We start from the raw sequence: 13,877 nt of genomic DNA on the forward strand, positions 1-13,877 counted from the left end.
TCTCTTCAATTTGAAAAATTGACGAAATTAATAATGAATTGCGGTTGGTGCTTTATTCCCCGAAAAATGCGCGAGAATATTTGAAAAAACAATATCACTCATTTGAATGCGTGTTTCTTTTGTCGCACTGGCAATATGCGGCAGTAATACAACATTATCCATTTCAATCAATGCCTGTGGCACATTCGGTTCATCGGCAAAAACATCCAGACCCGCACCGCCAATCTCTTGCTGTTGTAATGCCTGAATTAATTCGTCCTGATTAATCATACTGCCACGGGCAATATTGATCAGAATGGCATGGTTTGGCATGGCGGCAAAAATGGTTTTATCCACCAAACCCGCACTGTCTTTCCCACCTGAAATAGCCACCACCAGAATATCGCTTTGTTGCGCAAGGCTGATTAAATCAGGCACATACTGATAAGGCAGACTGTCAATGTGCGCGGTATCGGTATAAGCAATCTGCATATCGAAGCCCGTAGCGCGGCGAGCAATCGCTTGACCAATACGACCCATACCAAATACGCCTAAACGTTTACCCGTCACTTTGGACGCTAAAGGCAAGCTGCTGTGCGGCCATTGCCCTGCCCGAAGGAACTTATCGGCCTGACATAAGCGGCGGGAGGTGGCAATAATCAGCCCCAGTGCGGTGTCTGCCACATCGTCGGTCAGTACGCCCGGAGTGGTCGTGACAATGATTTTACGCTCACGGGTATAATCCAAATCGACCGCATCCGTCCCGACACCAAAGATGGAGATAATCTCGACTTCAGGTAATAACGCCAATACTTCGTTAGTTACCCCAATATCACCGCGGGTCACAATACCTTTAATGTTCTTGCCCTGCTCCGCGAGGAATACACCCTGATCCGCGACGTCGAAGAGTTTGTAAACCGTAAAGTTTTGCTCCAGCTTCTCAGTCAAATAGTCCATCACCGGCGCAATAATTAATACGGCTTGTTGGGATACATTGGTTGAGCTGTTTTTCATTACGAGTACCTGACCATGTCAATAAATCAAAGAAACTAGAATGGCGGCAGGTCATCAGCAGACGATTGAGCCATTCAGCGAATGTCGTTATAAGACCTGTTTTCAATGTTTTATTTTGTGATGCAGGTCACTGTAAGTCATGTTAAAAAAACATGTTACCGGTAACGTGAGCGAGCTATCATTGTCGAAGCTGAATTGTTTCAGCTAAACAGATGAGCGTTAAAAACTTATGTCGTATCTTCACTGAAATGTTATCTGCTGCTGTGATTTGTTATCGCATGAAGCGAGTGATAGCAAAGGAAACCGCAAAGCGCGACTGACTGCCATTGAGTCGCTCAAGGGCAGAATATGACGGGTAACAAAGCGTGCTGACAGCGTAAAAGGGTTAAATCGTACCGCCCAGAGAAATGCGATAGTGGAGATCAACCTGTTCAATTGTCGGGATTTTTTTGATTTTTTTAATCAAAATCTCCGCCGCGACTTTGCCCATTTCAAAACGTGGTGTGGTCACACTGGCCAGCACTGGCGTGGTGGCCTGACCGATATCTAACCCATGAAAGCCTGAAATAGCCATTTCAGCTGGAATGACCATGCCCAATTTCAAGCATTCTTGTAACACCCCCACCGCCATATCATCATTGGTACAAAAAATAGCATCAACTTGCGGATACATTTGTCGTGCCAATGCCAGCATCCCAGCGCCGATAGAAACGGATGAGACTTTGTTCGGGGTAATATGCAATGGGGTAAAACCTGCATCACTCATGGCTTGGCTATAGCCTTGATAACGCTTGCGATCACGGATATCAGACATCGAACCGAAGTAGACAATATTTTGCTTTCCACTGGCGAGCAGCGTTGCGGTCATATCATAGGCGGCTTGATAATTATTAAAGCCGACGGTAATACGGTTAAATTGAGGCTCCAGATCCATCACCTGTGCCACGGGAATCTCTGAAGCATTCAAATACTTATCCGCACGTAGGGTATGCTCGGAGTCTGTTAGAATTAACCCCGAAATTTGGCAGGAGAGTAGATTAATGATTTGCTCTTCTTCCCGCTCTTTACTGTAGTTATAGTTGACCACCAAGGTTTGGTAGCCGCTGGCGGCAGTCACCGACTCAATACCGGCCAATAGATCGGAAAAAATCTGGTTATTAAAGGAAGGGACTAAGATACCAATACGTGGGATTTTTTGATTAAGCCCCGTTTCCCCTTCAGGATCAGCGCTGTAGTTAACTTCAGCCATCACCTGAGCAATGCGTTCACCGGTTTCTGGTGCCACTTTTTCCGGCGTGCGCAGATAGCGGCTAACGGTCATTTTGGTCACGCCGGCCAGTAGCGCAATATCTTGTAACGTAACACGCTGGTTTTTCATGGCAAATACCTAGGACAAGAGTGCGGGATAGGTTAGGTGATTATGCACTGTTAGCTTGGGTAATGAAAAGCATGTTACCGGTTAAATATGCCATAACAATGCGAATGGCTACGATTAAGTTATTTTATTATCAATAAGTTAATCTTTAGTCATAGGGTAAAAAGAGCAAAGTCCCTGCTTGCAGTGGCCTTTTTCTGTTCTCAAGGCGATGTGGCTCACGTAAGCGGTAACAGCTTGTCGTAACATGATTTAAAGTGATCTGCGTCACAGTTCGATAAGACAGAAAACGGTTTCATAGTCACAAGTTTTTTGACGGCCAGATGAATGGAAATGCCGTTAGTGATAATTAAATCTCTACCTGCTTTAAGACAAGGTTAAGGAATAATAATAGTTTTATTGTTCTAGCTTACTTTTTATTGTTCTAGTTTGCTATTACCGAAAATGAATTATTGCCGTGTTCGTTCAGCAGTAATCAACCATGACATTTATTTTATATGCCGCCAGATAAGCGACATTAGGAATCGACGATGAAGAATCTATTTTCATTAGAAAAACGCAAAGTATTAATTACCGGTTCCGCACAGGGCATCGGTTTTTTATTAGCCAAAGGTTTGGCTGAATTTGGTGCTGAAATCATTATTAATGATATTACTGCCGAACGAGCAGAGAAAGCCGTCACTGAATTACGGGCAAGTGGTTTTATTGCGCATGCTGCTGCTTTTAATGTGACTGACCATGATGCAGTTAAAGCCGCCATCGAACAAATCGAAAATAGCATTGGCGCTATTGATATCTTAATTAATAATGCCGGTATTCAACGCCGCCATGCTTTTACCGAATTCCCAGAAAAAGATTGGGACGATGTGATTGCCGTTAACCAGAAATCTGTCTTCTTGGTATCACAGGCTGTCTCTCGTTATATGGTCAAACGTCAACGCGGTAAAATCATCAATATTTGCTCCATGCAAAGTGAACTTGGTCGCGACACCATTACGCCATATGCCGCCTCTAAAGGTGCGGTCAAAATGTTGACCCGTGGCATGTGTGTCGAACTGGCCCGCTACAACATTCAAGTCAATGGCATCGCCCCTGGTTATTTCAAAACCGATATGACCAAAGCCTTGGTTGATGATAAAGCCTTTACCGATTGGTTGTGCAAACGGACACCGGCGGCCCGTTGGGGTGACCCAGAAGAGTTGATTGGTGCGGCGGTTTATCTGTCGTCGAAAGCGTCTGACTTCGTTAACGGGCATCTGTTGTTCGTTGATGGTGGCATGCTGGTCGCCGTTTGATGTGCGAACTGACATTGGTCAATGGCTGATACCGAGGAAAGCTATGTCTGGTAAATGCATTATTGTCATGGGTGTCTCTGGCACCGGTAAATCCTGTGTCGGGCAGGCACTCGCACAAGCGCTTAATGCTAAGTTTATTGATGGCGATGACTTACACCCTCGCGCCAATATCCAAAAAATGGCATCAGGCCAGCCACTCAATGATCAAGACCGTGCTCCATGGCTCGAGCGATTAAGTGACGTGGCATACAGCTTACAGCAAAAGAATGAAGTGGGTTTTTTAGTCTGTTCGGCACTGAAAAAGCAGTATCGCGACCGGTTACGTGCAGGGAACCATGGGATTCGTTTTTTATGGCTGACGGGTGATTACGATTTAGTGCTGCACAGAATGCAGCAACGCGCAGGGCATTTCATGCCTGAGAGCCTGCTAAAGAGCCAGTTTGCGACGTTAGAAGTGCCAGATGCCAGCGAACCGGATGTTGTCCAAATTGATATTTCGCCGGATGTGGCCGGTGTGGTGGAACACTGCATTGCTGCACTGGCATCTGAGAATAGCGTGAGCCATTGCGCCTAGCGCACAGGCCACACACAAAGACAGGAAGAGTTATGATACTTGATGAATTGAAAATTGCGGTGAATAACCCGTTGTACCCCGAGGTGATCCGCCGGACCTTAGCGGCGATCAGCCAACTGGATTTAGCTCATCTTCCGGCGGGTGAGCAAGAGATTGAAGGACGTGAAATTTACCTCAATCATATTATTGCGACGACTAAACCGCTGTATGAGCAGGCACCTGAATTACATCGTTATTACATTGATATTCATATTTTGCTGGAAGGCAGTGAAGTCATTGGTGCGTCACCTTCGACTCAGGGGCAACGTCCCACCATGGATTTTGATAGTGAGCGAGATTACGGCTTATTTGAAGGGATCAGCACAGAAACCTTGTTAACACTGGCCCCCGGTGATATCGCCCTGCTCTTCCCCGGTGAGTTGCATCGGCCAATGGGGACACTGGCAGAGGTTGGGCCGATTCGCAAAATTGTGGTGAAGGTAGCAGCGCATCTTATTTAATCGAATAACTCATTCGGTCATTAGCGTTTCATCGTTCACCTTGCGCACGTAAGGTGAACACTAAACGATGGTTAACCACCGTTAAACGCGTTCTTATAACAGACGAAACTTGATTCAGTCCCCCTAATCAGCATCTATGCTCACCGCGGACCCTAACGGGTTCTTCCCTTGCCGATCGCGCTTCGCCGCCAACCACAAGCCACTATTCTTCATCGCATAGCCAAACACCACGCCAACCAACAGCGAAACTGTCACAAGCTTCCAATTGCCATTACCGGCAAAGGTCGCGCATGCGCCGATAAAGGTACCGGGAACAAAAGATAGCCACTGCTGACAGGCCTGAATACACATCAAAAACGCAACGATACCTGTCAGTACATACCCGAGGATCGCCCACTCTGGCTGCAAGGCGCTGCCCTGAATGATCATCATCGCCCAGAACACTCCGCTTAAGCAGGTCAATAGCGTGATGAGCAATCCCTTTAAGCCACCTTGTGGGCAGGCGAAATAAGCCGTACAGCCTAGAAAACCGGCCCAACTGATCAGCCCAAGGCTGACCGCAACCCAGCCCCAAATGCCTGAGAGAATGCCTGTGGTAATCGCAATCATCAGAATAATGTTCATCAGTATTGACCTGCGCGAGAGTGTTTTTAAACAAAGTATGTATTGAATGAAAGTCGCGCAGTTTACCTGAATCAAGATGATTTTTGTGGATTCAAATCACAATAACGCCAATGAATTATCATTGATTGCATTTTTATTGTGATTTTTATCACAAATAAAGAACTAGAGGTAATTTTGAATATGCACCGCATTGCGGCGAGCATCGCTTGGTGTGTTACCCATTTCGCGTAACTCACGATAAAAACCGGCCCTATCTGTAGCTGTACTTGTCTCTACATTGCTCGCAAAGACAGTGAGAAGTAATGCATCAGTCAATCCTTTAACATAATTATCTAAATCTAAAGAAGCGTGCTCCTCCATTTTATATTGGTAATACTGAATAACGCTATCGGAGATAACCGCATTAATATTAGGTTGGTCATGATGAGTGCCAATACAAGATATCATTGCCTTGGTTAACGGATTATTAGCGACCCAATCACTATTATTGATATCCATTACGCTGACGCCTTTTACCTCCGCTACGATGAGCTGATCTAGAATTGACCCCGCTGTCACGTAGTGACAATTTCCTTTATCTATTTTGTCCTGTAAGAGTTTCGATGCTTTTCTGGCAATAATATTAACTTCATCAATTTGATTAAAAACGGGATTTTTTGTATAACTATTATTTCCATTTACAACAAAATACGCTGTTTCTATCATCACAGCATTGAAGCTTTCATTCACCTTTGCTTGTTCCAGCGCATAGCTGATGGTTGTTTTATCTCTAAAGAAATTACCGTGCTTAACTATTTCATCTGCATCTGGCATCGAGATAACATCATCCACTGATGAATATTTCACATAAGAATTAGTTGATTGATGGAAATGAGGAAAACAAAGCATAAGCATCCTTGAATCAGTACAGTGAAAAAATCAATGATGAGGATATTAAAACAGAGCTGAGTTTGGTCTCAGCTAATTACCCCACTTCACTCTTATATAATCTTAGTTATTTGGGGAATCGTCCTATCTAAAATCAGACCTCATAGGTTTATTAGGCCAGATATACCGTACATCATCTGAAGTTGATAATAATGATTATGGCTTGGACGTACGCTAAAAAAACATTTACTTCCTAGCTACCAAGCCTAATTCTACTGTCCGGTGTAAGCTGCGATTTCTTTTGCTAACTCCAGCGTGTTTGCTGGCATTTGCCATTTTCTATTATGCTGAAACTGGCTACTGTTACCCTCTACCCCAGCAAGTAAAGCATTCGCTGAAAACCTTGAGCAATTACTACTTATTATATTAAATTTAAAGTCATCCTTATTTTTTAGAATATAATCATCAACTTTTTCAACATTCAGGTTATGCAAATAAACCAAATTATTTTCTTGCAATCCATCCTCACACTTTGTCATTTCATCCGCGACAAACTGTGTGACCAGATCCTGACTTACCTTGCCGTTAAATTTATGATAATTATTACTAATTTTATCATGATGCATTGAGATATAGCTGAACTTATTGTTTCCATGATGGATAGCAATAGCGTTATGTTCAGCTTTACCAAAGCTTAGCAGAACAACACTGTTATCTTTCTTTGCTAAGATATTCATAATGTTTTTAGCATAATGAGTGTAGGAGTTTTCAACGTCGTTAGTGTAATGCTTCGGGTTCTTTACAGCCGAGAGCCAACATCTAATGCCACGGAAATTTTTATGGCTTTTAGGTTCATAATGAAAAGAACTATTATTGATGTCATTCCTTCCATTTTCACCCCCAAATGCTGATAAGTCATTGCTGTTTTCTTTAGCAACTCCATCCAATTTCATCAACATTGAGTGATATTGTCTCGCTGCTCTAAAATCGTAATTTTGTGAAGAGTTTGTCATAGTAGCTATTTCTTTAGCAATAGCCTTTTTAGCATCCCTCACCTCAACATTACCATTCAATGCTTGGTTATATATCTTATTAATACTACGGACTTTAAAAAAGCCACTTAATGAAGTTAACAACGCGATCTCCTATAAATAGTTCGCCATAAATTCATTAATGGCTTAGTAAGCATGACTTATTATCTTTTATCTATATTATTCTCGCTTGTAAAAATCGCGCTTAGTCGAGATTGTTATATTTAAGGGTGTCACTAAAATTTGCTTATTGCGAGCCTAGATATTATAGCTCTCTGAAAAATCTGATTATTGTATAAAACAAAACCCCCTGGCAGCATAACTGGCAGGGGGTTAGAAAGACCGAGCTAACGGTGCATTACATCAGGGGTTGCGCCAACTGAACCAGCGAAATCAGTGGCTGCGGATAGACACCCAAGAACAGCACTAAAATGGCTGAAATCAGTACCACCACACCACCGGCAGTCAATGCCCAGTTATTCGGTGTATCACGCACTAATTTTTCTGGCGCGCTGAGGAACAAGCTAACAGTGACGCGTAGATAGTAGTACAGGCCGATAGCACTGCCCAAAACTACTGCCCCAGTCAACCACCACAAGTTAGCGCTGACACCCATTGCGACCACGAAGAATTTACCGATGAAGCCCAGTGTCATTGGGATACCAGCCAATGACAGCATCATCACTGTCATCACCGCAGACAGAATTGGCTTATGCCAGAACAACCCACGGTAGGAGAACAGGGATTCCGCATCCGGCCCTTTGTACGGGCTGGACATCAAGCTGACAACACCGAAGGCACCCAAGCTGCTGAACAGGTAACCGGCCAGATAGACACCGGCAGTTTCCAGTGCCAACTGATGAGTTTGCACCGCAACCAACGCAATCAGCAGATAGCCAAGGTGCGCGATAGAAGAGTAACCCAGCAGACGCTTGATGTTCGTCTGGCTGATAGCCATCAAGTTACCGAACAGAATCGATGCCACGGCAATCAAGGAAAGCACAAAGCGAATCGCTTCACTGTCGGCAGCAGGCGCATACAAGAACAGACGCATCACCACGGCAAAGATAGCAATTTTACTAGCAGTGGCGAGGAAGGTGGATACAGGGGCAGGTGCGCCCTGATACACATCCGGTGTCCACAGTTGGAACGGCACCAGTGACAGCTTAAAGCCCAGACCAATAATCATCATCCCCAGACCGGCCAGAATCAGCGGCTGGTGGATCATAGAATCACTCAGGCTTTTGCCCAAACCGGCGAAAGACAAACTACCGGATTCCGCATACAGCAGCGCCATACCGAACAGCAGGAAGGACGAGGCTGCCGCAGACAACAGCATGTATTTGATACTGGCTTCCAGTGAACGCTTCTGGCGGTAGGCATAACCAATCAGGCCGAACAGCGGCAGAGAAATCAGTTCGATACCCAAGAACAGCGATGCCAAATGATTCGCACTGGCCAACAGAATACCGCCCATGGCCGCAATCAGCACCAACAGGTAGAACTCTTCACGGTTATCGGGATAACCCGCCAACCATGGATAGGCAAAGGTCGCCGTGGCCAGACTGGCAGCAATCACCAGACCGGTATAGAACATTGAATAGCCGTCAACCCGCATCAGCGGAGTGACATCCATTGGCCCTACCTGCCCCACGAAATAGAGGGAAAGCAGCGCCAAGTTTAGCCCGATAACCGTCAGGGTGGCGTTGACAAAGTGATCGCGTCGCCACGCAATAGACAGCATCACAACCACCACCGTCAATCCGACGATCAACAGCGGTAGCATTGCGATCAGTTGTTGAGGAGTTATTGTCATGGCGAATTACGGCCTTGTTGTTGGAATAGATGAAGCATTAAACCACTGCTGTACATTACTCATCGCAGCATGAGAAGTGTCGAGAATAGGCTGCGGGTAAACCCCGAGCAACACTAACAACACCACTAACAGCAGGATGATAGACAGTTCCCTTGCACTCATGCCCGGTAAGACTTCTTCTGATTTTGGCGCGCCGTAATAAGCACGCTGCATCATGATAAGTGAGTAAACCGAAGCAAAAACCAGCCCAAATGTAGAGATCACCGTAATCACTGGCACGACTTGGAAGCTGCCGAACAGGATCATAAATTCGCCGACGAAGTTACCCGTCCCCGGCATCCCCAATGTGGCGACCGCGAAGAACAGTGACAGTGCAGGCAAGTATTTAATCCGCCCCCACAAGCCCCCCATCTGGCGCATATCACGTGTATGCAAACGCTCGTATAACTGACCACAGATGATGAACATACCGGCGGCAGACAAGCCGTGAGCAATCATTTGGATGACCGCACCTTGGTAAGCCAATTGGCTACCGGTATAGATGGCAATCAATACGAAGCCCATGTGGGAAACGCTGGTATAAGCAATCAGGCGTTTAATATCGGTCTGGCAGAACGCCATCCATGCGCCGTAGAAGATACCGATAACCCCTAACCACATCGCAATCGGAGCGAACTCATGTGACGCATTCGGGAACAGTGGCAGACTGAAACGCAGTAACCCGTAGGCTGCTGTTTTCAGCAAAATCCCGGCTAAGTCAACAGAACCCGCTGTTGGTGCTTGGCTGTGTGCATCGGGCAACCAGCCGTGCAATGGCACCACTGGCATTTTCACCGCAAAGGCGATGAAGAAGCCCAGCATCAGCAGATATTCCACGTGGTAGGACATTGGCGTTTTCAACAGATCTTCATAGTTGAACGTCCACACGCCCGTGGCGTTGTAATGCACAAACACCAGTCCCAAAATGGCAATCAGCATGATCAGGCCGCTGGCCTGGGTATAGATGAAGAACTTAGTTGCCGCGGCGATTCGGGTTTTACCGTCTGATGCTTTGTGGCCCCACAAGGCAATCAGGAAGTACATCGGCACCAACATCATTTCCCAGAAGAAGAAGAACAGGAACATGTCGATGGCGAGGAACACGCCGATTACACCACCCAGAATCCACAATAGATTCAGGTAGAAGAAGCCCTGATTGCGCTGAATTTCACGCCACGAACACAGGATAGCAAGTACACCGAGCAAGCCGGTCAGCACCACCATCAGCAAAGATAAACCATCTAAGGCCAGATGGAACTCAATGCCAAACCGTGGGATCCACGGCAAGGTGAATTCTGATTGCCATTGCGGGATACCCGCTGGATTAATCAGTGAATATTGACCCTGCCCCCACAGTAGCAAGGAGAGCACCAGTGTCAGCCCCATCGCGAATAACGCTATCCAACGCGGTACTCTCGTACCGAAGCGCTCGAACTGCCAAGACAGCAGGCCGCCGATAAAGGGGATAAGAATTAGCCAAGGTAATAGCATGGCGTTTTGTGTCCCTAATTAAACGAAAAGCAACAGAGCCAGTACGACGACTGCACCCAAACCCATAGACGCGACATACCAACGCACCTGTCCATTTTCACTAACGGTCAGACCGCGATTACTCCAACGTGACAGTATCGCTGGGGTATTCATTAGTGAGTTCAGCGGATCACGCTGTATCAATCTTGCGATCCACAGATAAGGGCGGACAAAGACGTTATGGTACAGCCAGTCGAAGCCCCACGCATGGAACCACCAGACCGTAAAGAAGCGGCCCGGCGCACTTTGCGCGATGCTGTTGACCAGTTGACGTTTGCCCAGATACAGGAACGCCGCCAACGCAATACCCACGACCACCAACACGCCAGAGAAGATTTCCAGTGGCATTTTGCCCTCTTCACCGAAGTGAAGTTCCGGCAACACACCGGCAAGTGGTGGGGTTATCAGGGCGCCGACAAACGTCGACAACACCAGCAACACCAGCAGCGGCAGGCTGTGAGTGATCCCTTTAACAGGATGCGCTTTGGTTTTTGGCTCGCCGTGGAACACAATGAAGATCATCCGGAAGGTATAGAGCGCGGTGAGGAATGCCCCAACTAACCCTGCGACCATCAGATTGATATGGCCACTGGCCAATGCGCCCCACAGAATTTCGTCTTTACTGTAGAAGCCTGCGGTGACAACTGGCAATGCTGCCAGCGCCGCGCCGCCCACCAAGAAGCAGATATAGACTAATGGAATGGTTTTACGCAAACCGCCCATTTTGAAAATATTTTGTTCGTGGTGACAGGCTAAAATCACTGAACCGGAAGCGAGGAACAGTAACGCTTTAAAGAAGGCATGTGTCATCAAGTGGAAGATTGCGGCATCCCACGCCTGCACGCCCAGCGCGAGGAACATGTAGCCAATCTGGCTCATGGTGGAATAAGCCAGCACTCGCTTGATGTCGGTTTGCACCAGTGCAGCAAAGCCCGCTAGCACTAGGGTTACGGCCCCGATAATCCCCACTAAATGCAGAACCTCTGGCGCCATCAGGAACAGGCCATGAGTACGAGCAATCAGATACACACCCGCAGTCACCATCGTAGCCGCATGGATCAGCGCGGAAACCGGCGTCGGGCCAGCCATCGCATCAGCAAGCCAAGTTTGTAATGGCAGCTGAGCTGATTTACCCACCGCACCACCGAGAAGCATCAGCGTCGCCCAAGTAATGGCTGTTGAGCCCATTTCCAGTTTTTGCGGTGCCAAGACCATCAGTTCGCGGATATTCAGCGTGCCCAATTCTTGGTAAAGGATGAACAGCGCGATAGCCAAGAACACGTCACCCACACGGGTCACAATAAAGGCTTTCATCGCCGCTGCGCCGTTAGCTGGGTTGGTGTAGTAGAAACCAATCAGCAAGTAACTGCACAGACCCACGCCTTCCCAACCGAGATACATCAGCATCAGGTTATCGGCTAGCACCAAAACGACCATGCTGGCGATAAACAGGTTGGTATAAGCGAAGAAGCGGGAATAGCCCTCTTCCCCACGCATATACCAAGAGGCATACATGTGAATGAGGAAGCCCACGCCAGTGACTACTGACAGCATGGTGAGCGATAAGCCATCCAGTGTCAGGGTCAACGGAATACTAAAGTTGCCGACTGACATCCAGTTCCATAGTGTTTGGTTAAACACTTGTACACCGGTTGCTTTTTGACTGAGGAAATCCACTGCAACATACAGTGTGACCAACGCAGTCAGACCAATCGACCCGACCCCGACAGTGGCAGAGGTATTTTCAGACCAACGCCCACGGGAGAATGCCAACAGCAAGAAGCCCAGCAGTGGCAGCAGAATTGTTAAATATAATAGGTTCATCCGCGCATCTCACTGACTGTATCGATATTCAGAGTATGACGGCGACGATACAGCTGTAGCAGCAATGCCAAGCCAATACTGGCTTCTGCTGCCGCGAGCGTGATCGCCAGGATATACATCACCTGACCGTCAGCCTGACCCCAATAACTGCCCGCCACTACGAAGGCGAGCGCCGCTGCGTTGATCATGACCTCAAGGCTTATCAGCATAAACAGCAGATTACGGCGAATGATCAGCCCCGTCAGCCCTAGCACAAACAGAATGGCCGCGAGAATCAGACCATGTTGTAGAGGGATCATGCTTGTTCCTCCGTTTTTCTTTTCGCTGAATCGCTCGCGCCCAGCACTTCACCTGGCTTATGTTCGCGCCCGATATGGAAGGCGACGATCAGACCCGCTAACAGCAGCATTGACGCCAATTCAACCGCCAATACATAAGGACCGAACAGGCTAATACCCACCGCTTTGGCATCCACCATTTCACCGCTAATGCCAGAATCGCTGACCGAGCTAATGGCATAGATCAGGACTGATAACAGCGCCAGCGCCAGTAAACCTGGGCCAATCCACAGGGTGGGTTTCAGCCAATCGCGCTCTTGTTGTTCAACGTTGCCCAAGTTCAGCATCATCACCACGAACACGAACAGCACCATAATGGCCCCCGCGTAAACGATGATTTCCAGCGCACCAGCAAAGTAAGCACCCAACGAGAAGAACACCACTGCGATAGCCAATAACGAAATAATCAGGTACAGCAAGGCATGTACCGGGTTGGTGTGAGTGATTACGCGAATAGTCGCCACCACTGCCACCAATGCTGCAATATAAAATGCAAATTCCATGGAAGCTGGCTCCTAAGGCATCAGACCTTTAACGTCGATCGGTTTGGCTTCATTCTCAGCTTCGCCTTTTGGCTTACCGTCAACGGCCATACCGGACATCCGGTAGAAGTTATATTCCGGATATTTACCCGGACCCGAGATCAACAAATCCTCTTTCTCATACACCAGATCTTGACGCTTAAACTCACCCATTTCGAAATCCGGCGTCAGCTGGATAGCGGTAGTCGGGCAAGCTTCTTCACACAGACCACAGAAAATGCAGCGGGAGAAGTTGATGCGGAAGAACTCCGGATACCAGCGGCCATCTTTATGCTCTGCTTTTTGCAAAGAGATGCAGCCTACTGGACATGCGACCGAGCACAAGTTACAAGCAACACAACGCTCTTCACCGTCCGGATCACGCGTCAACACGATACGGCCACGGTAGCGCGGCGGCAGATAAACCGGCTCTTCCGGATACATTTGGGTTTCGCGCTTGTGGAAGGCATGAAGGCCAATCATCCACAGGCTGCGCACTTGGGTGCCGAAACCAACCACTAACTCTTTCAACGTCATGGTTCATTCACCC

The 13,877-nt window shown here is 47.4% G+C and carries 14 protein-coding genes; 3 read left to right on the top strand and 11 right to left on the bottom strand.

Translation table 11 applies throughout. The features are described from left to right. Window positions 1–27 precede the first annotated feature (27 nt). Entirely contained in the window at window positions 28–993 is a 966-nt protein-coding gene (locus tag DA391_RS15230; RefSeq protein WP_050874667.1) for a 2-hydroxyacid dehydrogenase, read from the bottom strand. Between the two features lie 385 nt (window positions 994–1,378). Further along, window positions 1,379–2,371, bottom strand: coding sequence for a substrate-binding domain-containing protein (locus DA391_RS15235; RefSeq protein WP_050287327.1), 993 nt, complete (start codon window positions 2,369–2,371; stop codon window positions 1,379–1,381). Between the two features lie 527 nt (window positions 2,372–2,898). On the opposite strand from DA391_RS15235, the gene idnO reads away from it, so the two are divergent. Genes idnO through DA391_RS15250 form a run of 3 tightly spaced genes read left to right on the top strand, consistent with a single transcriptional unit; the run spans window position 2,899 to window position 4,737 of the window. After that, window positions 2,899–3,663: a gluconate 5-dehydrogenase gene (gene idnO, locus DA391_RS15240; protein WP_050081328.1), complete on the top strand. Its 765-nt coding sequence runs from the start codon at window positions 2,899–2,901 to the stop codon at window positions 3,661–3,663. Between the two features lie 43 nt (window positions 3,664–3,706). Further along, on the top strand, window positions 3,707–4,237 hold the full coding sequence (locus tag DA391_RS15245; protein WP_050081327.1) for a gluconokinase: 531 nt from the start codon (window positions 3,707–3,709) through the stop codon (window positions 4,235–4,237). A gap of 32 nt (window positions 4,238–4,269) precedes the next feature. Next, window positions 4,270–4,737 carry a YhcH/YjgK/YiaL family protein gene (locus DA391_RS15250; protein WP_050081326.1) on the top strand — a complete coding sequence of 156 codons (468 nt, stop codon included), beginning with the start codon at window positions 4,270–4,272 and terminating at the stop codon, window positions 4,735–4,737. Between the two features lie 123 nt (window positions 4,738–4,860). Here DA391_RS15250 and DA391_RS15255 read toward each other — a convergent pair whose 3' ends face one another. The 9 genes from DA391_RS15255 to nuoI all read right to left on the bottom strand — a co-directional run bounded on the left by DA391_RS15255 (window position 4,861) and on the right by nuoI (window position 13,864). After that, complete coding sequence (locus DA391_RS15255; protein ID WP_050879340.1) at window positions 4,861–5,361, bottom strand: DUF1097 domain-containing protein; 501 nt, start codon at window positions 5,359–5,361, stop codon at window positions 4,861–4,863. A gap of 162 nt (window positions 5,362–5,523) precedes the next feature. Further along, window positions 5,524–6,249: a hypothetical protein gene (locus tag DA391_RS15260; RefSeq protein WP_108087931.1), complete on the bottom strand. Its 726-nt coding sequence runs from the start codon at window positions 6,247–6,249 to the stop codon at window positions 5,524–5,526. Window positions 6,250–6,500: 251 nt separating this feature from the next. After that, entirely contained in the window at window positions 6,501–7,364 is an 864-nt protein-coding gene (locus DA391_RS15265; RefSeq protein ID WP_050874672.1) for a hypothetical protein, read from the bottom strand. 253 nt (window positions 7,365–7,617) lie between these two features. After that, window positions 7,618–9,075 carry an NADH-quinone oxidoreductase subunit NuoN gene (nuoN, locus tag DA391_RS15270; protein ID WP_050081322.1) on the bottom strand — a complete coding sequence of 486 codons (1,458 nt, stop codon included), beginning with the start codon at window positions 9,073–9,075 and terminating at the stop codon, window positions 7,618–7,620. Between the two features lie 6 nt (window positions 9,076–9,081). Further along, window positions 9,082–10,605, bottom strand: a complete 1,524-nt coding sequence (gene nuoM / locus DA391_RS15275) for an NADH-quinone oxidoreductase subunit M (RefSeq protein ID WP_050081321.1) — start codon at window positions 10,603–10,605, stop codon at window positions 9,082–9,084. An 18-nt stretch (window positions 10,606–10,623) separates the two neighbouring features. Beyond that, complete coding sequence (nuoL, locus tag DA391_RS15280; protein ID WP_050081320.1) at window positions 10,624–12,468, bottom strand: NADH-quinone oxidoreductase subunit L; 1,845 nt, start codon at window positions 12,466–12,468, stop codon at window positions 10,624–10,626. Next, on the bottom strand, window positions 12,465–12,767 hold the full coding sequence (nuoK, locus tag DA391_RS15285; RefSeq protein WP_005159229.1) for an NADH-quinone oxidoreductase subunit NuoK: 303 nt from the start codon (window positions 12,765–12,767) through the stop codon (window positions 12,465–12,467). The genes nuoL and nuoK overlap by 4 nt, the downstream gene beginning before the upstream one ends. Continuing rightward, window positions 12,764–13,309, bottom strand: coding sequence for an NADH-quinone oxidoreductase subunit J (gene nuoJ / locus DA391_RS15290; RefSeq protein WP_050081319.1), 546 nt, complete (start codon window positions 13,307–13,309; stop codon window positions 12,764–12,766). The genes nuoK and nuoJ overlap by 4 nt, the downstream gene beginning before the upstream one ends. Before the next feature lie 12 nt (window positions 13,310–13,321). Next, window positions 13,322–13,864 carry an NADH-quinone oxidoreductase subunit NuoI gene (nuoI, locus tag DA391_RS15295; protein WP_019209328.1) on the bottom strand — a complete coding sequence of 181 codons (543 nt, stop codon included), beginning with the start codon at window positions 13,862–13,864 and terminating at the stop codon, window positions 13,322–13,324. Window positions 13,865–13,877 lie beyond the last annotated feature (13 nt).

The organism is Yersinia massiliensis (assembly GCF_003048255.1).
Classification (GTDB): domain Bacteria; phylum Pseudomonadota; class Gammaproteobacteria; order Enterobacterales; family Enterobacteriaceae; genus Yersinia; species Yersinia massiliensis_A.

Coding starts and splice junctions, on each gene's coding strand:
- DA391_RS15230 (WP_050874667.1), bottom strand. CDS start 993: ATGAAAAACAGCTCAACCAATGTATCCCAACAAGCCGTATTAATTATT.
- DA391_RS15235 (WP_050287327.1), bottom strand. CDS start 2,371: ATGAAAAACCAGCGTGTTACGTTACAAGATATTGCGCTACTGGCCGGC.
- idnO (WP_050081328.1), top strand. CDS start 2,899: ATGAAGAATCTATTTTCATTAGAAAAACGCAAAGTATTAATTACCGGT.
- DA391_RS15245 (WP_050081327.1), top strand. CDS start 3,707: ATGTCTGGTAAATGCATTATTGTCATGGGTGTCTCTGGCACCGGTAAA.
- DA391_RS15250 (WP_050081326.1), top strand. CDS start 4,270: ATGATACTTGATGAATTGAAAATTGCGGTGAATAACCCGTTGTACCCC.
- DA391_RS15255 (WP_050879340.1), bottom strand. CDS start 5,361: ATGAACATTATTCTGATGATTGCGATTACCACAGGCATTCTCTCAGGC.
- DA391_RS15260 (WP_108087931.1), bottom strand. CDS start 6,249: ATGCTTTGTTTTCCTCATTTCCATCAATCAACTAATTCTTATGTGAAA.
- nuoN (WP_050081322.1), bottom strand. CDS start 9,075: ATGACAATAACTCCTCAACAACTGATCGCAATGCTACCGCTGTTGATC.
- nuoM (WP_050081321.1), bottom strand. CDS start 10,605: ATGCTATTACCTTGGCTAATTCTTATCCCCTTTATCGGCGGCCTGCTG.
- nuoL (WP_050081320.1), bottom strand. CDS start 12,468: ATGAACCTATTATATTTAACAATTCTGCTGCCACTGCTGGGCTTCTTG.
- nuoK (WP_005159229.1), bottom strand. CDS start 12,767: ATGATCCCTCTACAACATGGTCTGATTCTCGCGGCCATTCTGTTTGTG.
- nuoJ (WP_050081319.1), bottom strand. CDS start 13,309: ATGGAATTTGCATTTTATATTGCAGCATTGGTGGCAGTGGTGGCGACT.
- nuoI (WP_019209328.1), bottom strand. CDS start 13,864: ATGACGTTGAAAGAGTTAGTGGTTGGTTTCGGCACCCAAGTGCGCAGC.